General features: G+C 45.4%; 21 protein-coding genes. 13 read left to right on the plus strand and 8 right to left on the minus strand.

What is annotated here, in order from left to right; translation table 11 throughout:
• Window positions 1–26 precede the first annotated feature (26 nt).
• The 3 genes from NFI81_RS20880 (at window position 27) to NFI81_RS20890 (ending at window position 3628) form a co-directional block, all read left to right on the plus strand.
• Window positions 27–992, plus strand: coding sequence for an MlaD family protein (locus tag NFI81_RS20880; RefSeq protein WP_234615186.1), 966 nt, complete (start codon window positions 27–29; stop codon window positions 990–992).
• A 123-nt stretch (window positions 993–1115) separates the two neighbouring features.
• Window positions 1116–2729, plus strand: coding sequence for an acyl-CoA carboxylase subunit beta (locus tag NFI81_RS20885; RefSeq protein WP_234615185.1), 1614 nt, complete (start codon window positions 1116–1118; stop codon window positions 2727–2729).
• A 20-nt stretch (window positions 2730–2749) separates the two neighbouring features.
• Complete coding sequence (locus tag NFI81_RS20890; protein WP_234615184.1) at window positions 2750–3628, plus strand: NAD(P)-dependent oxidoreductase; 879 nt, start codon at window positions 2750–2752, stop codon at window positions 3626–3628.
• 42 nt (window positions 3629–3670) lie between these two features.
• On the opposite strand, the gene NFI81_RS20895 is transcribed toward NFI81_RS20890, so the two are convergent.
• Window positions 3671–3961: a hypothetical protein gene (locus tag NFI81_RS20895; protein WP_234615183.1), complete on the minus strand. Its 291-nt coding sequence runs from the start codon at window positions 3959–3961 to the stop codon at window positions 3671–3673.
• 94 nt (window positions 3962–4055) lie between these two features.
• Between NFI81_RS20895 and NFI81_RS20900 the strand changes: the two genes are divergently transcribed.
• Genes NFI81_RS20900 through NFI81_RS26535 form a run of 3 tightly spaced genes read left to right on the plus strand, consistent with a single transcriptional unit; the run spans window position 4056 to window position 6561 of the window.
• A complete protein-coding gene (locus NFI81_RS20900; RefSeq protein WP_234615182.1) occupies window positions 4056–5996 on the plus strand; it encodes an SGNH/GDSL hydrolase family protein in 1941 nt (646 codons plus the stop codon).
• Between the two features lie 57 nt (window positions 5997–6053).
• Window positions 6054–6293 (plus strand): hypothetical protein, encoded by a 240-nt coding sequence (locus NFI81_RS20905; RefSeq protein WP_234615181.1) that lies wholly within the window; start codon window positions 6054–6056, stop codon window positions 6291–6293.
• Window positions 6277–6561 (plus strand): type II toxin-antitoxin system RelE/ParE family toxin, encoded by a 285-nt coding sequence (locus NFI81_RS26535; RefSeq protein ID WP_374759489.1) that lies wholly within the window; start codon window positions 6277–6279, stop codon window positions 6559–6561. The genes NFI81_RS20905 and NFI81_RS26535 overlap by 17 nt, the downstream gene beginning before the upstream one ends.
• Here the strand turns inward: NFI81_RS26535 and NFI81_RS20910 are convergent, their stop codons facing one another.
• Window positions 6562–7473, minus strand: a complete 912-nt coding sequence (locus tag NFI81_RS20910) for a DUF1338 domain-containing protein (protein WP_234615180.1) — start codon at window positions 7471–7473, stop codon at window positions 6562–6564.
• Between the two features lie 50 nt (window positions 7474–7523).
• Window positions 7524–8327: a pyrroline-5-carboxylate reductase gene (gene proC / locus NFI81_RS20915; protein WP_234615179.1), complete on the minus strand. Its 804-nt coding sequence runs from the start codon at window positions 8325–8327 to the stop codon at window positions 7524–7526.
• A gap of 315 nt (window positions 8328–8642) precedes the next feature.
• Here proC and NFI81_RS20920 point away from each other — a divergent pair, with 315 nt between their 5' ends.
• From NFI81_RS20920 to NFI81_RS20940, 5 genes are all read left to right on the plus strand, one after another.
• Window positions 8643–12071, plus strand: a complete 3429-nt coding sequence (locus tag NFI81_RS20920; RefSeq protein ID WP_234615178.1) for a transglutaminase family protein — start codon at window positions 8643–8645, stop codon at window positions 12069–12071.
• Between the two features lie 29 nt (window positions 12072–12100).
• Window positions 12101–14656, plus strand: coding sequence for a circularly permuted type 2 ATP-grasp protein (locus NFI81_RS20925; RefSeq protein WP_234615177.1), 2556 nt, complete (start codon window positions 12101–12103; stop codon window positions 14654–14656).
• Window positions 14646–15521, plus strand: a complete 876-nt coding sequence (locus NFI81_RS20930) for a transglutaminase family protein (RefSeq protein ID WP_234615176.1) — start codon at window positions 14646–14648, stop codon at window positions 15519–15521. The genes NFI81_RS20925 and NFI81_RS20930 overlap by 11 nt, the downstream gene beginning before the upstream one ends.
• A 172-nt stretch (window positions 15522–15693) precedes the next feature.
• Window positions 15694–16674 carry a pyruvate dehydrogenase complex E1 component subunit beta gene (locus NFI81_RS20935; protein ID WP_026631727.1) on the plus strand — a complete coding sequence of 327 codons (981 nt, stop codon included), beginning with the start codon at window positions 15694–15696 and terminating at the stop codon, window positions 16672–16674.
• A 191-nt stretch (window positions 16675–16865) separates the two neighbouring features.
• Window positions 16866–17252 carry a TraR/DksA family transcriptional regulator gene (locus NFI81_RS20940; protein WP_233854227.1) on the plus strand — a complete coding sequence of 129 codons (387 nt, stop codon included), beginning with the start codon at window positions 16866–16868 and terminating at the stop codon, window positions 17250–17252.
• Between the two features lie 61 nt (window positions 17253–17313).
• Here NFI81_RS20940 and NFI81_RS20945 read toward each other — a convergent pair whose 3' ends face one another.
• Entirely contained in the window at window positions 17314–18537 is a 1224-nt protein-coding gene (locus NFI81_RS20945; protein ID WP_234615175.1) for a metallophosphoesterase family protein, read from the minus strand.
• 45 nt (window positions 18538–18582) lie between these two features.
• Between NFI81_RS20945 and NFI81_RS20950 the strand changes: the two genes are divergently transcribed.
• Window positions 18583–19407, plus strand: a complete 825-nt coding sequence (locus NFI81_RS20950) for a polysaccharide deacetylase family protein (RefSeq protein WP_234615174.1) — start codon at window positions 18583–18585, stop codon at window positions 19405–19407.
• Window positions 19408–19410: 3 nt separating this feature from the next.
• On the opposite strand, the gene NFI81_RS20955 is transcribed toward NFI81_RS20950, so the two are convergent.
• The 4 genes from NFI81_RS20955 to NFI81_RS20970 all read right to left on the minus strand — a co-directional run bounded on the left by NFI81_RS20955 (window position 19411) and on the right by NFI81_RS20970 (window position 22720).
• Window positions 19411–20526 carry an acyltransferase family protein gene (locus NFI81_RS20955; RefSeq protein WP_234615173.1) on the minus strand — a complete coding sequence of 372 codons (1116 nt, stop codon included), beginning with the start codon at window positions 20524–20526 and terminating at the stop codon, window positions 19411–19413.
• A gap of 31 nt (window positions 20527–20557) precedes the next feature.
• On the minus strand, window positions 20558–21079 hold the full coding sequence (locus NFI81_RS20960) for a KdsC family phosphatase (protein WP_234615172.1): 522 nt from the start codon (window positions 21077–21079) through the stop codon (window positions 20558–20560).
• A 65-nt stretch (window positions 21080–21144) separates the two neighbouring features.
• Window positions 21145–21948, minus strand: a complete 804-nt coding sequence (locus tag NFI81_RS20965; RefSeq protein WP_234615171.1) for a Rossmann-like and DUF2520 domain-containing protein — start codon at window positions 21946–21948, stop codon at window positions 21145–21147.
• A gap of 52 nt (window positions 21949–22000) precedes the next feature.
• Window positions 22001–22720 (minus strand): 3-keto-disaccharide hydrolase, encoded by a 720-nt coding sequence (locus NFI81_RS20970; protein ID WP_234615170.1) that lies wholly within the window; start codon window positions 22718–22720, stop codon window positions 22001–22003.
• A gap of 132 nt (window positions 22721–22852) precedes the next feature.
• Here NFI81_RS20970 and NFI81_RS20975 point away from each other — a divergent pair, with 132 nt between their 5' ends.
• Window positions 22853–23557, plus strand: a complete 705-nt coding sequence (locus NFI81_RS20975) for a hypothetical protein (RefSeq protein WP_234615169.1) — start codon at window positions 22853–22855, stop codon at window positions 23555–23557.
• Window positions 23558–23693 lie beyond the last annotated feature (136 nt).

Here is a 23693-nt window from a genome sequence, read left to right on the forward strand (position 1 = left end):
ATATTTCGATTTCAATTAATTAGCCCATGAAAATATCAAGAGAAGCAAAAGTCGGAATAATGGCAGTCGTCGCCATTGTGATGTTATATTTCGGCTTTCACATCCTAAAAGGCTCCGACGTTTTTTCCAGAACCCATAAATACTATGTGCTTTACGACAACATTGACGGTCTCACCGCATCGAACCCTGTGTTGCTGAATGGTTTGAATGTAGGCCGTGTGCAGGAAATCAAGCTTTTGCAAAATCGAAAAAACCAGTTACTGGTAAGTATTGATGTGCAAAAAGGCGTTGTTATTCCCGGCGGAACGGCTGCGATACTGGCCGACGGCGGCTTACTGGGTGGGAAAGTGATTAATCTGGCCATAGGGACAGGCCCGGCCATGAAAGAGGGCGATACACTAGTTTCTCGCAAAGAAGCGGGCATTTCGGCTGTTTTGCAACAGCAAGCATTACCGCTGGTCAATCACGCCGACTCGCTTATCAAAAACCTGGATGTAGTTGTGATGGGTTTTAAGGAAACAGGTTTGATCTTGAATCAGGTTCTTAGAAATTACAACCAGACCGGGACGAATTTGCAGGGGTTACTGGATGAAAATCGCGCTAACCTGGTCGCATTAACTTCGAATTTGAATAAGCTTTCAACTTCTTTGGTGGAGACAGAAAAAGAACTGAAACCGCTTCTTGCCAAAACAGGCACATTAGCAGACTCGCTGAATGCATTGCGGCTCGGGGAAACGGTTCAGAATGCGAACAGGACCATTGGTGAGCTGCATACATTGCTGGCGAGTGTTGAATCGGGCAAAGGAACTGCCGGAAAGCTAATCAAGGATGAAACGCTTTATAACAATATCGATCGCACGATGGTAAGCCTTAACAAACTTCTGACAAACCTGCGTGAACATCCAAAACGTTACATTAACATTTCTGTTTTTGGTAAAAAAGACAAAGGACCCGCGGAATCTCCACTCGACACAACCACTGTTATTAAATAGAAATTTCAGGTTTCAGCATTATTAAATAAAATTGAAGTCGTTTGCTTACGGGTAAACGACTTTTTATTTTTGGAAATAAACCTGACCTTCCGGGCCAGCGACGAATTACTTTACTTCATCAATATGACCAGTCAAGATAGTCTTCCCCAATTGATTCAGGTTCTTCAGCAAAAATATGAGCATGTCAAACTCGGCGGCGGTCCCAAGAAAATTGAAGCGCAACACAAAAAAGGCAAGCTTACAGCCCGGGAAAGGATTGATTATCTGATTGATACGGATTCTTATTTTCTTGAAATCGGTGCATTTACAGCGGATGGCATGTATGCGGAAGAAGGCGGATGTCCGTCTGGTGGAGTGGTTGCAGGCATCGGATATGTGTCAGGAAAACAATGCATGATTGTGGCCAATGATGCCACTGTGAAGGCAGGCGCCTGGTTTCCGATTGCTGCCAAGAAAAATCTCCGCGCACAGGAAATCGCCATGGAAAACCGCTTGCCGGTCATTTATCTGGTGGATAGCGCGGGCGTTTATTTGCCGATGCAAGCCGAAGTTTTTGCAGATAAGGAACATTTCGGAAGAATTTTCAGGAACAATGCGCAAATGTCCGCAATGGGGATCGTGCAGATTTCCGCCATTATGGGCAGTTGTGTGGCCGGCGGGGCTTATTTACCCATCATGTCCGACGAAGCATTCATTGTAGAAGGAACCGGTTCCGTGTATCTGGCCGGACCCTATCTGGTGAAATCGTCCATTGGCGAAGATGTGGATTCCGAATCATTAGGCGGCGCTTCCATGCATTGCGAAATCTCCGGCGTAACCGACAACAAATTTCCGGACGATAAATCATGTCTGGACGCGATCAAGCGGCACATTGATAAAATAGGAAGGCCCGCTTCAACAGGTTTTGATAAAAAAACACCCATACAACCCAGGCGAAATCCCGAAGAAATTTATACACTTTTACCCACCGACAGACTGAAACCGTACGACATGCGCCAAATTCTGGAATGCATTGTAGACGATTCAGAACTTGACGAATACAAGCCCGATTATGGCAAAACATTGATTTGTGCTTACGCGCGCGTGGATGGTTGGGCTGTCGGAATTGTGGCCAATCAGCGCAAAGTGGTCAAATCGGGCAAAGGTGAAATGCAGATGGGCGGTGTTATTTATGGCGAATCGGCAGATAAGGCCGCAAGGTTTATTATGAATTGCAACCAGAAAAAAATTCCCCTCATCTTTTTCCATGACGTAACGGGCTTTATGGTAGGAAGTCGCGCAGAGCAAGGCGGGATCATCAAGGATGGCGCTAAAATGGTGAATGCCGTTGCCAATTCAGTTGTTCCGAAATTCACTTTTATCGTTGGCAACTCTTACGGCGCGGGCAACTATGCGATGTGCGGAAAAGCTTACGATCCGCGATTGATATTTGCCTGGCCCACAGCGCAAATGGCAGTGATGAGCGGCGCAACAGCCGCAAAAACGCTCTTGCAAGTGCAAACCGCAACATTAAAAGCAAAAGGCGAAACCATCACTCCCGAAGCTGAAAAAGCATTGCTGGACGAAATCACAGATCGTTATAACCAGGAATTATCACCTTACTATGCCGCGGCACGATTGTGGGTCGACGGCATCATTGATCCGGTCGAAACGCGGAAAATTATCTCTTTGGGCATTGCAGCAGCAGATCAGGCTCCGATCGAGAAGCCTTTTAATGTTGGGGTAATGCAGGTTTGATTTTACTAAACGTTAACATTATGTCTGAAAAAATAGCATTCCTGGGTTTAGGAAACCTCGGAACACCGATTGCAGAAAGTCTGATTAAAGCGGGTTACCAGCTAACCGTTTGGAATAGAACAGCTTCAAAAGCAGATCCTTTGGCCAGATTAGGCGCAAAAGTCGTTGAGAATGCGATAGACGCCATTGAGACAGGCGGAATCGTTATTTCTGTGCTTGCTGATGATACAGTGGTCGAAGAAATTTTCTCTATGGAACTGGCTGAAAAACTCGGCAAAGGCGGCATTCATATTTCCATGAGCACCATTTCACCTGAAACTTCCCGCCAGCTGAGCCAGATACATGACTGGTATGAAGCCACTTACATTGCCGCACCGATTTTTGCGAGGCCGGAAGCCGTAGTTGCCGGAGTAGGGAACATTGCCATCTCAGGAAAAGCGGCAGCAAAGGAAATCGCCAAGCCGATCTTGCAGGGTTTTGTGAAAGGCATTTATGATTTTGGCGAAGATCCGGGCGCGGCCAATGTGGTGAAGCTGGCTGGAAACTTCATGATCGCAGCGAGTTTGGAAATGATGGGAGAGGCTTTCACAATGGCCGAGAAAAACGGCATTTCCCGGCAAAGCATTTATGAAATGCTTACCCAGACATTGTTCGCAGCGCCGATATTTCAGAATTACGGAAAATTTGTTGCCAATAATGTTTACGAACCGGTTGCATTCAAGCTCGCATTAGGTCTCAAAGACATTAATCTTACACTACAAACGGCCTCAGATGTAAATGTGCCCATGCCAATGGCCGATCTGATCCGTAACCGGTTTATTTCTGCACTAGCCAAAAAGCGGAACAATCTGGACTGGAGCGCGCTGGCACAAGGCGCTTCCGATGACGCCGGGGCATAAAAAAAGGCTGCATTTGCAGCCTTTTTCACTTAATAGTAAGAATTAATTATTCTCACTAAATTCAAGTAACATCTCATCAGTTATATTATTCTTCTCTTTGAAGTCAGCAACAGTTTCGGTGAAAGAGGTATGGAGACCTTCTACGAGTTCAAGGTTTTTGTAAATGCCGTCGTAGATTTCACTTAGTGTTTTATCCAAACCTTGAACGTTCAAATTCATGTTCTCTGTTTCGATCTGACCAATTTTCTTGATAACTGCGGTCTCACTGTTTTTCAAGTCCTCTATTTCACGAAGGACCTTCTCCATGGTCTTATACTTTTCGATCTTATCCATAAGTCTTTAATATAGTTTCGCATTAACACCTAAAATATCATACCAAGTGTGCAAGTTTACCGGTAAATCCGGATCAAATTTTCCTTTATCCGGCATGACAAAGCGCATTTTAATTGGGATTTGGTTTGCGGTTTTATTGGTTTCAGGACCGTTTATTGCCGCTCAACCCACCGAAAAAGTATCAATCTGGAAGGGATTTGAGAAGGTGGAATTCACTTTTGAAAACAAAAATGCCTGGTTTGTAAAGCCGCAAAAGGCCATTGCCGGAAACCCCTGGGTGTGGCGCGCGCATTTCCCAACCTGGCATACAGAAATGGACAGTATTTTGCTTTCGCGCGGTTTCCACATTGCCTATATTAATACCAATGACATGTTTGCGCACCCAAAAGCCATGCAGGTTTGGGATGCTTTTTATGATTATCTGGTAAATCAAAAACAGTTTGCACCCAAAGTGGCGCTGGAAGGCGTAAGTCGCGGTGGATTGTATGTGTATGGCTGGGCAAAGCGCAATCCCGATAAGGTAAGCTGCATTTATGCCGAAGCGCCCGTTTGTGATCCCAAAAGCTGGCCGGGAGGAAGGGGAAAAGGGTTGGGATCAGAAAAAGACTGGGCTGTATGGTTAAAACTCTTCAATGTTACAGAGGATGAAGCAGCGAAGTTTACGGACATTCCTTTGAATGATCTCGTTGGGCTGGCATCTTATAAAGTCCCGATAATTCATGCTATTGGCCTGAAAGACAAGCATGTTCCGGCTGAGGAGAACAGCGATTTGTTGGTAAAAAACTACATGCAGCTGGGCGGGCCCATCAGCGTTTATCCGATGACGCGCGGCGAGCAGGAAATGGAAGGGCATCACTTTCCCATAGAGCATCCCGAATATTTTGCCAATTTTATTGAGCAGCATAGTGTTCCTGTACAAAAAAACCTCTCGCATATGCCTTATATTCAGGTTAATAAGGGTTTAGGCAATGCTTTTGAAAAATTCAGAAAAGAGAAAAAAGGCACAGTGGCATTCCTGGGCGGATCTATCACGCATAACCCTGGCTGGCGGGACAAAACAGCTCAATATTTGAAAGAACATTTCCCTGAAACTGACTTCACTTTCATTGCAGCCGGCATTCCGTCACTGGGGAGCACGCCGCATGCATTCCGGTTTGAACGCGATGTGTTGGCGAAGGGCACGCCCGATTTGCTTTTCCTGGAAGCAGCGGTGAATGACCGGGGAAATGGTTTTAGTGAAAAAGCGCAGATAAAAGGCTTGGAAGGCATATTAAGGCATTTGTATGCTGCAAATCCAAATGCGAACGCAGTATTAATGGCATTTGCAGAACCAGGTAAAAATGCGGATTACGAAAAAGGAAAAGAGCCGGTGGAAGTTGCAGTCCACGAGCGCGTTGCGAAGCATTATGGAACGGCCTACATTAACCTTGCAAAAGAAGTGTATGATCGGATCACAGCAGGCGAATTCTCCTGGAAATACGATTTTAAAGACCTGCATCCTTCGCCCTATGGTCAGGAAGTGTATTTTCAAACAATTAAAGAGCTACTCAAAACGGACAGCAGCGCCGCCACAAATGCGATCAAGCTGCCCGCGCCAATGGACAGGTTTTCCTACGAAAAAGGAAGCTATCACGAAGTCGCAGAAGCCAAGAATCTAAAAGGATTTACACTCAATCCCGACTGGAAGCCAGCAGACAAAACACCAACCAGGCCCGGCTTTGTAAATGTCCCAATGCTAGTTGGCGAACAGCCAAATGCGTCACTCGACTTTGAATTCAAGGGCCGGGGCGTAGGAATAGCCATCATCTCAGGCCCGGACGCAGGAAAAATAACGTACACCATCGACGGCAAAAAACCCCAAACCCTTGACTTTTTCACCCCATGGAGCAACCAGTTGCACTTACCCTGGTATCTGATGCTAAGCGACGAACTCTCCTCGGGCAAACACAAATTGCACTTAACCATTGCCAGCGAAAAGAACGAGAAGAGCACAGGGAATGCTTGTCGGATTGTTTATTTTTTAGTGAATGAATGAGCTCGTTTTTGTTCGAAATAGATATTACGTAACTTGGAAGTGATAAAATGAATTGGTATGAGCAAAAATGATCTTAAAACCAGCCTTCATGCGCTTATTGATAGCATTGAGGATTCTACTGTTTTGCAGGCATATCTGATTTTGCTTTCCCGGGAGGCGAAATCTCAAGAGGATTTTTGGCATAATTTGGATGACCAGACTAAATCTGCTATTAATGTAGGACTAGCTGACTTTGATGCTGGCCGCGATTCTGATTTCTTTGATTATATGAAGTCTTCGCATGGCATTGAACGTTAGATTGTCTGATAGAGCCAGAGGCGACATTGAAGAGATCTCAACTTATTTAGGAGAAAACTTTTCTGAAAAATCAAAAATTGATTTCTTGATTAGGCTGACTGATCAGCTCAAATTGATTAGTGAAATGCCATTTATTTTTAGAGCGTCCGCTACGAAAGCTGGCGTGAGAGAATGTGTTTTGAATAAGCACACAATCATCTATTATCAGGTCACGGACCAGCTTATAAAAGTTCTGACCATTCGAAATACAAAAAGAGACAACGCCTGATTAACTTTTCCCAGTCTGCGTTGTGTAAGTACTCTCAAAAATTTTATCAGCATTAGCCGCTTCGAAGCCATCGCGTCTGTGCTTTCTTGTGATTTCGGCTGGGGGGATGTTTTGGAAGTGGGGCAAGACTTTTCGTTCTGCGAACTCGACGTAGGAACCGGAGATTTCTAAATGTTCACCGTTTGCGAATTCTTCATGGATCATTTCGGCAACCGTTGCACTTTGGAGCAGGCCGCCATCCGGGCTGATTTTTATTTTTCCACCAGAAGTATTCAATCGAATGCCATTCTTTTCCAGAAATTCATTAAATGCCGCGACAGTGTTATAACCATCCGGCAGGTTATGTACGCTGATTGTGAAGTGATTGAGATAATATCTGTTGTAAATAACCCAGGCAGCATACTCACTTTCCTGCAAAAGCGATTTGTAATCAACCACGGTCGGTGTGCGCCATAACGGTCTGTGGAGAAATGCGTCTACCTCTTCGCCATTGTCCAGGTCCAGTGCGTCAACCGGATCGCTGGTTACTTCATCGGTGTAACTTTTGATAATGCGTTGGCTTTCTTCTGACAAATCATTCACCCGCAACTCACTGACGAAAATGCGCGGGTCGGTTTCCCTTGGCGGGCTATACCACCAGGCGTCCAACTTCTTGCCCTCAAAAAAATAATGGTCCCTTTTTTGATAACCGTAATGCAGGAAAATCTTTTCAAATGATTGAACCCCAAGATTTGGAACACCCATTGTCCGAAATGCAATGTGGTCATTTTCAATGTTATCGGCGCTGCTTACAATGTCTTCCGACGCCATAGCATTCAAAATCACGCCCACGTCTGGGACGCGTTCTTTGTAGCGGCGCATTAATCCGTTCAGAACAATGTCGAGTGTCTCAAGGTGGTGTGTTGAGCTCATATTTTAATCTTTTTGTTGATTATCAAATAGAAACGGAGCTTCGCGCCAATCTAGCCTTTTGACAATTCGGTTGACCTTGCTTGCGCGGCAATGATGCCGTTTTTCAATGTTTCATCCAAATGCCCGGCTTCAAATTGCCTTAATGCTGCCTCCGTCGTTCCTCCCTTCGAAGCAACTGCCTTAATCAGCTCATCCAGAGATTTGTCCGCCGTATTGATCAAATGAAAGGATCCCAGCATGGTTTGCTTTACTAATAATGCCGCCACAGACTCTTCAAAACCCATTTGCTTGCCCGCCTCGATCATGGCTTTCACCACATAGAAAAAATAAGCAGGCCCGCTGCCGCTTAATGCCGTAACCGCATTCAATTGATCCTCATCTTCCAAAAACACAGACCGGCCCGTTGCGTTGATCAGGTTTTCAATTTTTCTCAGCTGGTTAAGGTCCACTTCCGGCGACGCGGAATAAGCCGTAATGCCCATTCCAAGCATTGCAGGCGTGTTTGGCATGGCGCGGATTACTGCTTTATGATCAAGTGCATTTTGTATAATTTCAATGGTTACACCCGCCATAATGGACAGCACAACCTGCTTTGGCGTCACCACTTCACGCAAGGCCGTTGAAACAGAGGTAAAATCCTGCGGCTTAACCGATAAAATAATCAGGTCATATTCGCTGATCTGCGGGCCGATGACGCCGGTAATGACGCCTGGCTGAAAAGCATTGAGGCTTTCCATGCGGTCTTCGCTTTTTTCGACCAATAAAAAGTCTTCGTTTTTTACCAGATCAAATTTCAGGAAGGCGCGGGCGAAGGCCATTCCCATATTTCCGCAGCCGATTATTGCAATTTTCATGTGAAGGTCAATGTAATTTGTATCGCAAGGTTTTGAGCGAATTACGTAACTTTTAAACAATAATTGGCTCCGGAAAAACAAATTGCGAAAATTTACAAGGGAATGAATGTCATGTGAGGCATGTTAGAAAACATATGCCGTTATTGCGGTGCTCAATTTCAGGAATTCCGAAGTTTTGGCAAGGTGAAAAATAATATTTCGTGTTACATTTTTTATCAGGCAAAATGTTTTGAAAAATGGGTATAATGCGTTTTTTTAAAGTCCTGAAATTTTCTTCATGCCGAATTAACTTAAGACTATTGTAATACTTCAATTATGGCTATAAAAGTTGCTATTTCTCATAAAACCAAATATCAGTTTGACCGGAGCGTTTCACTTTCACCGCATATTTTCCGGCTTCGCCCGGCACCGCATTCCAGAACGGCCATTGAAGGTTACTCATTAAAAATTACTCCCGAAAATCATTTCATAAATTGGCAGCAGGATCCTTTTGGCAACTATCAGGCGAGGGTTGTGTTCCCTGAAAAAACCACAGAACTAAGTCTGGAAGTGGAGGTGATCGCCAAAATGCAGGTCATAAATCCCTTCGATTTTTTTGTAGAGGAATATGCGGAAATGTATCCTTTCTCATACGAGGCAACATTAAAGAAGGAACTGGGGCCATATCTTGAACCAAGAGAAGCCGGGCCTGCTTTGATGGAATGGGTCGAGAAGGCGAAGGTTAATAAGGACATTAAGATCGTGGATTTCCTGGTTCATCTTAACCAGCAGATTTACAATGCAATACATTACAACATCCGCATGGAAGTGGGTGTCCAGACCTGCGAAGAAACATTAAATATCAAAAGCGGTTCCTGCCGTGACTCCGCGTGGATGCTTGTGCAGATATTGAGACATTTGGGCATTGCTTCGCGGTTTGTTTCGGGTTATCTGGTGCAGCTTACTTCGGATATTAAATCACTGGACGGCCCCTCCGGCCCGGAAGAAGATTTTACCGATTTACACGCCTGGACCGAAGCTTATGTTCCCGGTGCAGGCTGGATTGGCCTGGACCCGACTTCCGGACTTTTCGCCAGCGAAGGCCACATTCCGCTTTGCTGTACGCCCGATTATGCAAGCGCCGCGCCGGTTTCGGGCGCGACGGACATTTGCGAGGTTACGTTTGAATTTGATAACAAAGTCTTCCGCATCCACGAAGATCCGCGGGTTACCAAGCCATATACAGAGGAACAATGGGCCGCTGTAATGCAGGTTGGCCATGATGTGGAGAAGGATTTGCAGGAAGGCGATGTGCGCCTGACCATGGGCGGCGAGCCAACATTCATTTCCATAGACGATTTCGAATCGCCGGAATGGAACACTGCTGCGGATGGGCCATTGAAAAGACAATTGGCTTACGATCTGGCATTAAGGCTTAAAAAACGGTTTGCACACGGCGGACTCTTACATTTTGGACAAGGCAAATGGTATCCCGGCGAGCCTTTCCCGAGATGGCAATATGCGCTATACTGGAGAAATGACGGCGTTCCTATGTGGCGCAATGATGATTTGGTAACCAAAGAAGGACAAACAAAATACACATTCCGCGAAGCCGAGCTTTTCACAACTGAGCTTACAAAATATCTTGGTTTAGATACAAATAACATTACGCCGGCCTATGAAGACCCCATTTATTGGGCGATGGAGGAAGGCAAATTACCCGTCAATGTTGATCCTTTGAAGGTTAATCTCAAAGATTCCATTGAAAGAAGAACATTAGCCAAATTGCTTGAAAAAGGCCTTAATAATCCTGCCGGTTTTGTTTTGCCAATTAAATGGAATGAAAAAGGACAGCATTGGTCGAGTTCTGCCTGGCAATTCAAACGCAATCATTGTTTTCTGGTTCCGGGAAATTCTGCTATTGGTTTCAGGTTACCGTTAAAATCTTTACCCGAAGTTGCCAGGGCGCACCGCGAACAACCTGTTGAACGCAGTCCTTTTGAAGATCTGCAACCGCTGATCGATTTCAAGCTGGTTGTTGAATCACGCTATGGCTCGGTTGCGCCGCCTTATGAGCTGCCGGTGAATGCTGTTTTTGAAGATGAGGAAGCAGAGGATAATAAAGTATTGACGGAAAAAGAGGCTGAGGATAAATTGCTTTTTGAACTTCCGATTATTAAAACGGCGCTTTGTGTGGAAGAGCGGGACGGCATTATCTATGTTTATTTGCCGCCAACCGATTATCTGGAACATTATCTGGATTTAATGGCGTCCATTGAGGCCACAGCCGAAAAGCTGAAAATGCCGGTAAGGATCGAAGGTTATGCAGCACCCACTGATTCCAGAGTTCAGAAACTCATTGTTACACCCGATCCGGGGGTTATTGAAGTGAACATTCACCCTGCAAAAAACTGGCAGGAACTGGTTGATAATGTGAGTGCGCTGTATGAAGAGGCATTCTTTTCTAGATTAGGTACAGACAAATTCATGGTTGACGGGCGCCATACCGGAACAGGAGGCGGAAATCACGTCACGATTGGAGGCGCTAAGCCTGCCGATAGCCCCATTTTGAGGCGTCCTGACCTTTTAAGGAGCTTAATCACTTACTGGCAGCATCATCCTGCATTGAGTTACCTTTTCGCCGGGCCGTTTATTGGTCCTACCAGCCAGGCGCCGCGCATTGATGAGGGCAGGGATGAAAAGTTGTATGAGGTTGAGATTGCATTCGAACAAATTCCGGATGACAAAGAAGTGCCATTCTGGATGGTAGACCGTATTTTCAGGAATCTGCTGGTGGACATTACGGGCAACACGCACCGTTCGGAATTTTGCATGGACAAGCTTTACTCACCTGATTCTGCAACAGGCCAGCTGGGAATTCTTGAATTCCGCGCATTCGATATGCCGCCGCACAAGCACATGAATCTTGTGCAAACGCTGCTCGTCCGTGCGTTAATTGCTAAATTTTGGAAAGAACCCTATAAACACAAGCTGATCCGTTGGGGAACCGAGCTGCACGATCGCTTCCTGCTGCCGCATTTCGCATATCTGGATATGGTGGATGTGGTGAAGGATCTGAAAGACGCCGGTTATAATTTCGACATTTCCTGGTTTGATCCATTCTTTGAGTTCCGCTTTCCGCATTATGGCGGCATTACGGTTGATAATATACAGCTCGACTTGCGCCTGGGCATTGAGCCCTGGCACGTTTTGGGGGAAGAATTGTCCAACAGCGGCACAGCCCGGTTTGTAGATTCTTCGCTGGAACGCTTGCAGGTGAAAGTAAGCGGATTTGTAGAAGGAAGGCACATTCTGGTTTGTAATGGCTGCCGTGTTCCCTTGCGCAGTTCGGGGATCAAAGGCGAATTTGTATCCGGGATCCGCTATAAAGCCTGGAACCCGCCTTCCGCATTGCACCCGACGATCGGGGCGGATGCGCCGCTGGTTTTCGACATTGTGGATACCTGGAATAACCGTATCTTGGGTGGTTGCACTTATTTCGTTTCGCATCCGGGTGGGCGTAGTTTCGATACTTATCCGGTTAATAGTTTCGAAGCAGAATCCCGTAAAATCAGCCTTTTTCAAGGTTTTGGACATACGCCATCTGCCAAGCAGGAAGTGCCGATTTTAGAAAAAAATACAGGCAGCGTTTCGCGTTTTATTGCTGAGACCAAAAAGGAAATGAAAAGCGACACGCCGATAGAATTAATCAATCCCGAGTATCCAAACACACTGGATTTACGTAAATACTGGAAATCAAAATAGATTTGCAGGATAACCCTACTCATTGAATTATGCTTACCGAGGTTTCTGTGGATCTTTTGCATTCATATCAGAGCGGACTTAGTTCTTACGACGAAGTGCTGGATATGAACGGAAATATAAAGCCGTACTGGAAAGCGCTTTTTTCGAAGCTGGAAAAACTGGGCCTGACCGAACTGAAAAGCCGGAACCAGGAGATTATCAGCAAGCTTCGGGAAAACGGGGTAACTTATAATGTTTACGGCACACCCGACGGCCTTAACCGCCCCTGGCAGCTGGACCCGATCCCTTTTTTAATCGAGCAAAAAGAATGGAACGGCATTGCAAAAGGCTTACAACAACGCGCGATCCTGCTCGATCTGATCCTGAAAGACCTTTATGGGCCTAGAAATCTGGTCAAAGACGGCATCATTCCCGCAGAACTCGTTTTTGATAACACGGGCTTTTTCCGCCCTTGCATTGATATAAAAATCCCTGCCAAAAACCAGCTTACCATGTTCGCTGCCGATATGGCGCGTGGCCCGGACGGGCAAATGTGGATCGTTGACAACAGGACGCAAGCGCCTTCGGGCTCCGGGTATACATTGGAAAATCGCGTGGTAATGAGCAAGCTGCTTCCCGAACTCGCTGAGGGGATGTATGTGAGCAAGTTATCGCCTTATTTCAACAGTCTTCAAAACACGGTTTTAAAAATATCCGATAAAAGCAAAGACGCGCCCAACATTGTCTATCTGACGCCGGGACCTAATAATGAAGCTTATTTCGAGCACGCATATCTGGCTTCTTACCTGGGTTATACGCTCGCGCAGGGCGATGATCTGCTCGTGCGAAATGGTTGCGTGTGGCTGAAATCCATTGATGGTTTGCAAAAAGTAGACGTGATCATTCGCAGGATAGACGACGACTGGTGCGATCCGCTGGAACTTCGTGAAGATTCGAGATTAGGCGTTCCGGGATTGTTACAGGCAATCCGCCTTGGTAATGTGCAGGTGCTCAATCCGCCGGGAACGAGCGTTTTGGAAAATCATGCTTTTCATGCCTTTATGGGCAATATCTGCACTTATTTTTTAAACGAAAAACTCATTATGCCGTCCGTTGCCACCTGGTGGTGCGGGCATGTGAAAGAGCTCAATTATGTGCTCGAACATTTTGACGAGCTGATCATTAAGAAAGCCAACCGCAAGACCAAGTTCAGGTCAAGATACGGCAGGCTGCTTAGCTCTGCTGAGAAAGAGGAGCTGAAAAAAATGATCATTCAGCGGCCGCACGAGTTCATTGCGCAACAGGAAGTGAGCTTATCCACAACTCCGTCGCTGATCAATGGCAACATTGAGCCGCGTTATGCAGCATTGAGGGCATTTATGGTCGCTGATGAAAATGGTTATCATGTGATGCAGGGCGGGCTGACGAGGAGTTCGCCGGTGAAGGACCGGTTTGTGATTTCAAATCAATACGGCGGATTGTCGAAGGACACCTGGATTGTGTCCGACAGGACCGAGGAAGTTCAGGAAAAGATTGTTTTTACATCCCCTGTGTCGGTTAACAAGCACGTCTCACTCCCCAGCCGCAGTGCGGAAAATCTTTTCTGGATCGGCCGTTATTGTGAGCGGACGATGGCTGTGATTAAGTTTATGAACATTACCATTAATGTACTTAATCTGGACAGGAACTTTGGCGGCTCGGCCAAGCAGGAGCACATTAAGATTTTGCTGCAATCATTAACCCACCTCTCTTCCACTTATCCGGGGTTTCTGGAAGAGGAAGATCTTTTGTCGGACCCTTATACTGAGATCATTGATTTGATTTCAAACACAAACAGACCGGGCAGCATCGCTGCCAATATCGGTTCATTTCTGAATGCAGTTGGAGCTGTGAGAAACCAGTGGGACCAGGAAATATGGCGGATCGTGGACCTGATAGACAATGGTTACCACGAGATACGGAACGCGTCATCGATGCATAACAACAACATTCAGAAAACATTGGATGGGTTGTTCAACAATATGTTCACGTTCTTGGGCGTGATTGCCGAAAGTATGCCGCGGGACAACAGTTTTTTATTGCTGGAAACGGGTAAGCTCATCGAGCGGATTTTGTCGCGTGTGAGCGTGATCCAGTCTAATTTTGGTGTTAAAAATGCGCCTGGCGTTGAAAATGAGCTGATTGAGGCAACATTGATCAACCATCATTTACTGGTCAATTACCGACAGATCTATAAGTCGCATTTGAGTGTGGAAGCCATGCTGGATATGGTTTTGTTGGAAAAAACATTGCCTTACTCGTTGGTTTACATGCTGGATGAGCTGAAAAATAACATTGGCAAACTCCCCGTAACAACGAGAAGTGAAAGGCTTAATGAGGCTCAGAAATACGTTTTGAAGGCATCAACATTGGTAAAGCTGGCAGACGTAACGGAGCTTAGCAAATGCAAAGTTGGGTTTGAAAGAGAGGAATTATTTAACCTGCTTTCCGAAGTTTCCAAGCTGATCAGCTCCGTTTCCGTGAATTTGACCAACATGTATTTCAGCCATACGCTCATGCATCATTCATTTTATGACCCTATGGACTACGACACGGATGAAATATAAACTGATCCATAAAACGGAATATAAATACGCAGAGGCGGTCAATAATTACCACAGTCTGGTATGTCTTGCGCCGCGGTCATTGCCCGATCAGTTATGCCAGAACTTTACCATTCATATTTCACCGGAACCCTCGCACATTATTGCGCGCAAGGATTTTTACGGAAATACGACCCATTATTTTTCCCTGCATTCTCCGCACAAAACGCTCACCGTGCGCACTACGGCAATGGTGGAGCGGATTACGGATGCTACCGGATCGTTGTTTCTGCCCTCGGAGGAATCCAGTGAAACAGCGCGTCAGCGGCTGCTCGGCGATCGTGCATTGAAAATTTCTTTGCTGGAATATATGCTTCCAAGCCCAATGGTCAAGTGGGACTACGAGGTCAGGAATTTTGCCAAAGATTGTTTTCAGGAGGGAGTGCCGCTATATGAATGTGTGAAAGCGCTTTGCCGGAAAATTTATAGTGAGTTCGATTTTGTCCCTGATTTCACAACTGTACATACGCCCATCAAGGATGTTTTAACTGCCAAGAAAGGTGTTTGTCAGGATTTTTCGCATCTGGCCATTGCCTGTATAAGAAGTTACGGATTTGCGGCGCGTTACGTAAGCGGATATTTAGAAACATTACCACCGCCCGGAAAACAGAAATTACAAGGCTCAGACGCGTCGCACGCATGGATCTCGGTTTACATTCCCGATTACGGCTGGTGTGATTTTGACCCAACAAATAACATTGTTCCGGGCGAGCGGCATATTGTTACCGCATGGGGCCGCGATTACAGCGACGTGCCGCCGTTGAAGGGGATCATTTTCAGTTATGGAAAGCATACGCTTTCGGTGGAAGTGGATGTGATTCCGGTGTAAAGAATAGTTAATATAAAGAATTTGAGAATTGGCCTCGTTTCTCTAATTTTACCAGATCATTTTGAAATAAGTATACAAAACCTCTTTTAATGTAACCAAGTAATTTAAATCCTACACATCGCATGGATTTGCAATGGTTTCTTCTAAGAATTAAATAATTATAAAATTACGAATGAAAGAATTAGCATTCAGAGATGCCATTCGCGACGCCATGTCGGAAGAGATGCGCCTTGACAAGAGTATTTTTTTGATGGGAGAGGAAGTTGCAGAATACAACGGCGCCTATAAAGCAAGTCAGGGAATGTTGGACGAATTCGGTCCCGAGCGCGTAATCGATACGCCTATCGCAGAGCTTGGCTTTGCAGGGATTGCGGTAGGAGCTGCCGGAAACGGACTTCGCCCCATTGTTGAATTTATGACTTTCAACTTTTCTCTGGTTGCGATCGATCAGATCATCAACAGCGCTGCGAAAATTCTTTCCATGTCTGCCGGTCAATATGGCTGCCCCATCGTTTTCCGCGGACCTACTGGTAATGCAGGACAATTGGGCGCTCAGCATTCTCAGAATTTCGAAAACTGGTTTGCCAACACGCCCGGATTAAAAGTGGTTGTTCCTTCAAACCCATATGATGCAAAAGGACTTTTGAAATCCTCTATCCGTGACAATAACCCGGTTATTTTCATGGAATCGGAAGTGATGTACGGAGACAAAATGCAGGTTCCTGAAGAAGAATATCTGATCCCGCTTGGAAAAGCAGACGTAAAACGCCAGGGAAAGGATGTTACCATTGTTTCGTTTGGTAAAATGATCCCACGGGTTGTTATGCCGGCTGTTCTGCAATTGGAAAAAGAAGGAATTGATGTCGAGGTTGTGGATTTGAGAACAGTTCGCCCTATCGACTATCCTGCTGTCATTGAATCGGTTAAGAAAACTAATCGTTGCGTGGTTGTGGAAGAGGCTTGGCCGCTTGCATCCATTTCAACTGAAATCACATATCACATTCAGCGTCACGCATTTGACTATATGGACGCTCCGGTGATCCGCGTTACCAACCGTGATGTACCGCTTCCTTATGCGCCAACACTGATCGAAGAGATCCTGCCGAGCGTGAAACGAGTGGTGGAAGCTGTAAAGTCAGTACTTTACAAGTAATAAGATACCAAACAAGACAAAGCCATTTCCTTTTACAGGTTGTGGCTTTGTCAGTTAAAGTGCCGGATGTCACTGCAAGTTAGATTTTTTTGTTGGCAGCTTTGTTGTATTAAATAATTACAAAATAGGCAGAATACTAGTACTTTTGTACTTTGAAACGCTCCTTAATAAAGATTTACAAATCAATTAAGATTATGCAAGAAGAACGCACAAGATATTCAGAGGAAGAACTGAGGGAATTTGAAGAACTCATTCGTGGGAAATTGGAGGCGACAATGAGTGAGCTTAATTATATTAAAGGAGGTTTAAGTAAGAAGAACGACAGCGGAACGGACATTACCGCGGGTTCTGCCAAGCTTGTAGAAGACGGCGCCGATGCCAGCGAACGTGAAAACCTGAGCCAGCTGGCCGCAAGGTTGCAGAAATACTCTATTCAGCTGGAAAATGCCTTGGTACGCATCAAAAACGGCACCTACGGCATTTGCATCGACACCGGCAAACTGATCCCAAAAGAAAGACTAAGAATCGTTCCGCATACACAACAAACCATCGAAGCCAAGCTTAGACGAGCTAGCTAAGGATTTAAAACCTTCACATCAAGCGATAAGTACTCCAAAGGGTTGCTTGTCGCTTTTTTTGTTATCCTTCCTCCTCAGTCCCCAAAACTTCCCTAAAAACCTCCATTAGCCCTTCTGATGGCTCTTGGCCTTTGTTTTTTGTTTTGAAATACTCCTGGAAGAGCTTTTCCATGCTTAGTGAGAGGTCGATTTCTGCATTTGCGGTGGACAGTTCGCTTTTTTTGATTTGGGGAATGATCTGGATGATGCCGGGATGTGCTTCGTTGAGGCGCTTTTTGTCTGAGGCTTCCAGGTAATTATCGGAGATGATGGTGAGCTCGATCAGATCTTCGCTGTGTTCGCCTAACCACTCGATGGCCTTATCAATGTCATTGAAGCTTTTTCTGCGCAGTTTTTTGCCTTTTGTAAGCTCAATTGGACGATAGGAAACGAGTTTGCCTGCTTCGGCTTCGATCAAAACCACGTATTTCGTCTGATTTGCTTCTGAAAAGCTGTATGCGAGCGGGCTGCTGGAATAAATGATCGGTGCCGGCTTTTTGTCAACAACCTGATAGCGATGCAGATGCCCGAGTGCGACGTAATGTATTTTATTCGGGAAATTTTCTGTGTAAATGGCTTGGGCGCCTCCAATGTGCAGGATAGGGCGCTCTTCCTCAGGCTCTTCTGGCATTGGTCCGCCTTTTTGCATGACGAACAAATGGGTCATGAGCAAGTTGAAACCGGCATCATCCAGATATTGATCTGCCAGTTCCTGCCAATGTTGTTGCAAATGAATGCGAAGTGCTTGTTCCGAATCTTCAACACCTAAAAATGTCTTTAAACGCTGCTCATTGGCATAAGGCGTGTGCAAAATCCGAAGCGGGAAGTTCGCATTGGGAAGTTCTATTTCAATGAATCCTTTTGCGGTGCGCAAAATATCGACTTTCGCCTGCGTGCAGAATTGCGAAATTTCTGTGTTAGGAAAGCCAACAAAAATAATCCCGCAAACTTTTGCTAATGCATCCGGCACCTGAATGCGCTCCGGAGAATCATGGTTTCCGGCAATGGCGATCACGGCGCGGCTTCCGTTGGCTGACAAGCGATGTAATGTGCTGTACAAGAGCTCGGTGGCTTCGGAGGACGGGTTAAAATTGTCAAACAAATCACCCGCGACGACAATTGCGTCAACGTTTTCATTTTCGGCGATCTGGCAGATTTCCGCCAGCACGAGGCGTTGTTCTTCTAGTCTGGAGTAATTATCGAGCTTTTTGCCAATGTGCCAGTCAGCCGTGTGGAGGATTTTCATTTTGTGTGATTAATTTAGCGAAAATAACATTTCATCCGGTAAGTATTGAAATATTCAGCTGCGACATTCCTGCGTCATTGCCTCGTAAAATGCATTTTTCTTTGTGTTGGCATTGGTATAATCCAATGTCGGAGTGATTCACAAACGCATGAAAAAGCGGGCATAGCGATTTCTTTTGACGATCATTTTATCAATGAGTGGTTCGCACTGAGGCCTTTGTTTAAAAAATATAATGCAAAAGTTACCTTCTTCGTAACCTGCCCTGATAGCCTCACTCAGGACGAAATTTCCAAACTCAGAACACTGCAAAGCGAAGGTCATGAAATAGGGTTTCACGGCACTATTCATGGAAAATCAACAGAATTGATCGCGGCTGGGCCGGAAAAATACAAGGAAATCGAACTGACTCCGGGTTTATTGAACATGGCCAACGCGGGTTTTAAACCAACCTCGTATGCGCATCCGGGCGGCGACCATAACAATCAGGTGGATTCTGTGTTGCTGGCCAGTGGTTTTAAAATCCTTCGCGACGTGGCCATATCACGCAGGAAAATAATGGGTTTTCAAATGTACGCGCTGGCGCCGCGACTAATGCCCTGGATATATTATTCATTTGATCAAGAGCACATTGTAGATGCGCTGCTGATTGACGAAGACACCGGATTAACGGAACCGGAAATGATCGAAGCGCTTGAAAAAGCGAAAAGCGATAATAAAGCCTTAATGTTGTTTGGCCACGAACCGTTGTATGGTAAGCCGCAAAATGGGGAGTACGGCTTCAGTGTGCCGTTTCTTGAAAAAATATTGAAAGAGGCTGACCGCCAGCAATTGAAGTTCTACACCATGTCGGAGCTGCCCGAAATTAAGTGAAAATTACCTGCCGAAGCGTTTGTCTTTGTAAGCGAGCAGCGGTTTTTCAAAATAAGAATAGGAAAGCGAGGCCACTGCAACAGACGCCGCAAACGTAAGCACGTAGAGACCAATATGATAGGAAGTTCCAGTCCAGCCCGGAAGGTATTTGTTCAATGCATTGATAATGAAGACAATTACAAAGACGTGATAAATATAAAGTCCATAGGAAATCTTTCCCAAATGGTTCATTGCTCCAGTATTCAGGCTGATTATCGTATTTGGATTACACGAAACATTTAAAATAAAGAAGGCAAAGAAAAGCGCATAAACTTCCAGAAAGCCATAAAAGTGAATACCCGACAGAAACAATGCAGCCAGGAGAATGTACACGACGATTTGCAAATCTTTTCTGAAAACAATTTCCAGAACCTGCGTTTTGTTATGATAAACCAACCAGGCACACAGCCCGCCTAACGCCATCGTTTGGATTCTGAACTGTCCCAGGAATGTTGAAATCATTGTGTTTTGAGTCTCCTCATCCACATTAGCGAAATACAGTCCGGCAAATAATATTGCGGCAGTTATGGCTAAAAAGAGCAAAATGATCGGAATGCGCCGCTTAGGATATTTGATCAGCCACGGCCAGAGATAATAAAATTGCTCTTCTACGCCAATGGACCAGGTTTGCGCGCACCAGTAAGGCAGGTCGTAAAGCACAAAAGCGAAGTTTGGCAAGACCAGGAGCAGCAATGTAAGGCGCTCTGCGGCGTGTACGGTCAGCTTTTCATCCGTTCCAGGGAAACTGAGCAGCTCAATGTTGGGAAATACGAAAAAAGAAAGGCCAATGATCAGAAAGTAAATAGGCCAGATCCGAAAAACCCTGCGCAGATAAAATTTCTTGGCATCCACATCACCGAAACGGCCACGTTCTTCCAGCAATAAATAAGTGATTAAGAAGCCGCTCAAAACGAAGAAAAGCCCTACGCCCAACCGGCCAGCGTGCTGAATGATCGGAAGTTCGTAAATATTGGCAATTCCCAAGGCATGTTTTGCCTGTTCCAAATGATGAAACACGACCAGCATGGCCGCAATGCACCGGATTCCATTGAGATTTGGGAAGTAACGCTTTTTTTCCACTGATGTTAAGCCTGATTTCTGCTTCGACTGATTATTGAAACCAAGCCATCCATTTGCCCTGAGCCTTCATTACTTGCTCGATCAGGTCGCGGACTGCGCCGTGACCGCCGGTTTTAGGAGAGATATAATCCGATAATGCCAGAATTTCGTCCACTGAATCGGCCGGACATGCGCTGAGGACATTGGTTCGCATCACTTCATAATCGGGCAGATCGTCGCCCATAAATACGATTTCGTCTTCGGTCAGATTGGCTTCTGCAAGGTATTTTTTGAAGATCGGCAACTTTCCGTCTGGTGAAGTTCCGATGAAAATGTCCGTAACCCCAAGATACTCAAGTCGTTTGCGAACACCTATTTGATTTTGTGCAGAAATAATAGCCACACGGTAACCCATCCTGATCGCCCGATTGATGCCGTAGCCGTCCTTTACATTAAAACTCCGGGGCTGCTCGCCGCTTTCCAGCGCGATCACGCTGCCGTCTGTCATGACTCCGTCAATGTCGAATATAAAGGTTGTAATGCGTTTAAAGCGGTCTATTAATGCTGCATTCATGAAAAATCGGGATAATGAATTGCGCAAATATAGCCTAACTTTTCACGAGACAGCACGGGTTCTGATTATTTTGAAATGTAGAAGTTTCTGATTTTGTCGGTAAGGAGCCTGTAAATCTCCGTCCAATCTTCATTGGTTTCCTGTAAATATTCTAAATGCCGGTTGGTCGTTTTCCAGTCGCCGCGCCGTGCAGGACCTGTTTGTCCCAGCGAAGGATCGTTGGAAAGCAATGCTTTTTGAATGGTCGTATGGATCAGCGGCTTTAAAAGATCAAAATTGAGCTGTTCCCTTTCCAGCATATTTTGGGAAACAGTGAGAAGGTAATTGGTGAAATTGCTTGCAAAAACGGCCGCCACATGCAGGATAAAGCGCTCGTCTGAATCCATGCGGCTTACATTGTCACTCACACTTTGCGCAAGCTGAATAAGCTTATTCTCAATGAGTTCGCTCTTTGATTCTATGCAAAAAGGGAGCTCTTTATAATCCATTTCCAAATCTTTGGTAAAAGTCTGAAGCGGATAAAAAACACCGGTATGCACATATACGTCGCTGTAAATCTCGACCAGATTCTGAAATTCTGCGAGCGATCTGGTTCCGGAAGTGTGAACCAAAATGACGCCTTCGGGAAGCACGATGCGTTCGATTACACTTTCGAGTGCATCATCAGAAACGGCTATAACGATCAAATCGGCTTCGCTTTCGGAGAAATTGAGATCCGGCTGAATGTTGGTGTCGTACAGATAGGAAACCAGTTGACGGGCTTTTTGGGTGTCGCGGCTATAAACTTCACAAATCCAATGACCGGCATCTTCAAAGGCCTGGGCAAGATGCCAGGCCACATTTCCGGAACCAACGAAGGAAATTTTCATGCAAAAAGCGTTATATCCGCCCTAAGTTATGGCATAAAGTTAATTTAGCAAATCAGTTGACCAGCGGGGCCGTTTGTGCGGCACTGGTTATGCCATCAGGCAGTTCCATAATGCGCATGTTGCGGAAATGGATTTCGGCACCTTCCGCTTCCAGACAGATATAACCGCGTTTTCTTTCTGAGTTCCTAAGACCATTGACAAACTTGCCATTCACAGAAAGCTTCACGGTTCCGTCGACGCAAACCACCACATATTTATTCCATTCTCCCTTTCCTTTACACCTTTTCTCAAGGGATTTGCTTCTGATCCCTCTTGGATTATCCGGAACGGCCGTCATACCCATAGTCGGGAACAGTTCGCCATGAACATAGTCGTCCGTTGCATTGTGTTGCCTTGCATAATCAAGTTCCAGCATTTGTACTTCAATGGCTTTTGTAAGTGGGTCAGTTTCCTGCGGTGTGCCTTCACTCCAAACGAAAATGCCCGAGTTGCCGCCAGCTTCCATATGTTTCCATTCCACTTCCAGTATAAAGTTTTCGTACTGGCGATCGGACCGCATCACGCCAATAGGCTTGCCGGAACATATCAGCGTTCCATTTTTTACTTTCCAGGTGTCCTTGGATGTATTGACATCCACCCAGCCGTTCAGATTTTTTCCGTTAAAAAGCGGCCTGAAAGAAAGATTCTCAGGAGTTTGAGCACGACTTACATGTAGTGTCAGGGCAAAAGCCAGCATGGCCATCGCGTAATGTTTAAGAATAATACTTCTCATGTTAAAGATTTTAATCGTTAAGGTTTAGGATCAGGAATGACGCAATATCGCAATTCTTCAAATGCTGTAACCTATATTTGAATTCAGGTTAAGATGAATTTCTCACACTAAAAATTTATTTAAATGTTTCGAATGAAGGTTTTCTACGTTTTTGTAATTATGGCGGCCGCTCTCGGCACCGTTGATGTTTACGGTCAAACTCAATCACAAGCCAGTGCGGTGATTGACGTCGGAACCGGTTTCAGTGACGACAATTCCTGGGCGCCTTCTGTATTATATTATGAGCAAGTGAGCATGAACCGGGTTCCGTGGTTCCGGTTCGGACTGGGGATCAGGGCTTGGGGTTATTATGCAAGCCGGACAAATTTGTACACAAAAACGGATTCTCCGCAAGATTATCTGGAATATAACAAGGTCTCGGCTAACGGGCTGAGCTTCGTAGTTGGGGCCAATTTAAGATTCTGGAAAATTGATCTGGGAATAAACACAGACTTGATTGGCGCATCATTCGGGTCGCGCAGAAGTGGTTACTATGAAAGAAATTTAACCGAACCTGGAACAGGATCTCCCAATAACGGAAAGTGGTTGAAAACTTCACCGGTGATTTTTAATGCAGCACCGCTGTTTTTGGAGAACTATAATGGACAGTCGGAGGCATACGCGCGAATTTATTTTACCAAGCGCATTGGCCTTAAAATCGGATACCTGTACGGGCACATTGCCTACCGTACCAGGAACGCAAATGACAGTAAGGTGTTCCTGGACAACAATCAACGCCGGGTCTCTCAAAACTACGGGATGCCGTATGCTGCATTGAGTTTTCCCATACTTCATTAGGCAGGCAGAAATTTCAAATAAGCGCTGATTCCCTTCAGCCTGGCGAAATTTCACAAACATACTTGTTATTCAATTTGTTAAACTCTATATTTGCACTCCCATTTTGCGATGGGACTGTCTTGTTACAGTGTAATTT

Origin of the sequence: Dyadobacter fanqingshengii, assembly GCF_023822005.2 — a bacterium.
Taxonomy (GTDB): Bacteria; Bacteroidota; Bacteroidia; order Cytophagales; family Spirosomataceae; genus Dyadobacter; species Dyadobacter fanqingshengii.

Bases quoted from the DNA above. Each gene is read 5' to 3' on its own strand.
- NFI81_RS20880 (WP_234615186.1), top strand. From the start codon at position 27: ATGAAAATATCAAGAGAAGCAAAAGTCGGAATAATGGCAGTCGTCGCC.
- NFI81_RS20885 (WP_234615185.1), top strand. From the start codon at position 1,116: ATGACCAGTCAAGATAGTCTTCCCCAATTGATTCAGGTTCTTCAGCAA.
- NFI81_RS20890 (WP_234615184.1), top strand. From the start codon at position 2,750: ATGTCTGAAAAAATAGCATTCCTGGGTTTAGGAAACCTCGGAACACCG.
- NFI81_RS20895 (WP_234615183.1), bottom strand. From the start codon at position 3,961: ATGGATAAGATCGAAAAGTATAAGACCATGGAGAAGGTCCTTCGTGAA.
- NFI81_RS20900 (WP_234615182.1), top strand. From the start codon at position 4,056: ATGACAAAGCGCATTTTAATTGGGATTTGGTTTGCGGTTTTATTGGTT.
- NFI81_RS20905 (WP_234615181.1), top strand. From the start codon at position 6,054: ATGAGCAAAAATGATCTTAAAACCAGCCTTCATGCGCTTATTGATAGC.
- NFI81_RS26535 (WP_374759489.1), top strand. From the start codon at position 6,277: ATGGCATTGAACGTTAGATTGTCTGATAGAGCCAGAGGCGACATTGAA.
- NFI81_RS20910 (WP_234615180.1), bottom strand. From the start codon at position 7,473: ATGAGCTCAACACACCACCTTGAGACACTCGACATTGTTCTGAACGGA.
- proC (WP_234615179.1), bottom strand. From the start codon at position 8,327: ATGAAAATTGCAATAATCGGCTGCGGAAATATGGGAATGGCCTTCGCC.
- NFI81_RS20920 (WP_234615178.1), top strand. From the start codon at position 8,643: ATGGCTATAAAAGTTGCTATTTCTCATAAAACCAAATATCAGTTTGAC.
- NFI81_RS20925 (WP_234615177.1), top strand. From the start codon at position 12,101: ATGCTTACCGAGGTTTCTGTGGATCTTTTGCATTCATATCAGAGCGGA.
- NFI81_RS20930 (WP_234615176.1), top strand. From the start codon at position 14,646: ATGAAATATAAACTGATCCATAAAACGGAATATAAATACGCAGAGGCG.
- NFI81_RS20935 (WP_026631727.1), top strand. From the start codon at position 15,694: ATGAAAGAATTAGCATTCAGAGATGCCATTCGCGACGCCATGTCGGAA.
- NFI81_RS20945 (WP_234615175.1), bottom strand. From the start codon at position 18,537: ATGAAAATCCTCCACACGGCTGACTGGCACATTGGCAAAAAGCTCGAT.
- NFI81_RS20960 (WP_234615172.1), bottom strand. From the start codon at position 21,079: ATGAATGCAGCATTAATAGACCGCTTTAAACGCATTACAACCTTTATA.
- NFI81_RS20965 (WP_234615171.1), bottom strand. From the start codon at position 21,948: ATGAAAATTTCCTTCGTTGGTTCCGGAAATGTGGCCTGGCATCTTGCC.
- NFI81_RS20970 (WP_234615170.1), bottom strand. From the start codon at position 22,720: ATGAGAAGTATTATTCTTAAACATTACGCGATGGCCATGCTGGCTTTT.
- NFI81_RS20975 (WP_234615169.1), top strand. From the start codon at position 22,853: ATGAAGGTTTTCTACGTTTTTGTAATTATGGCGGCCGCTCTCGGCACC.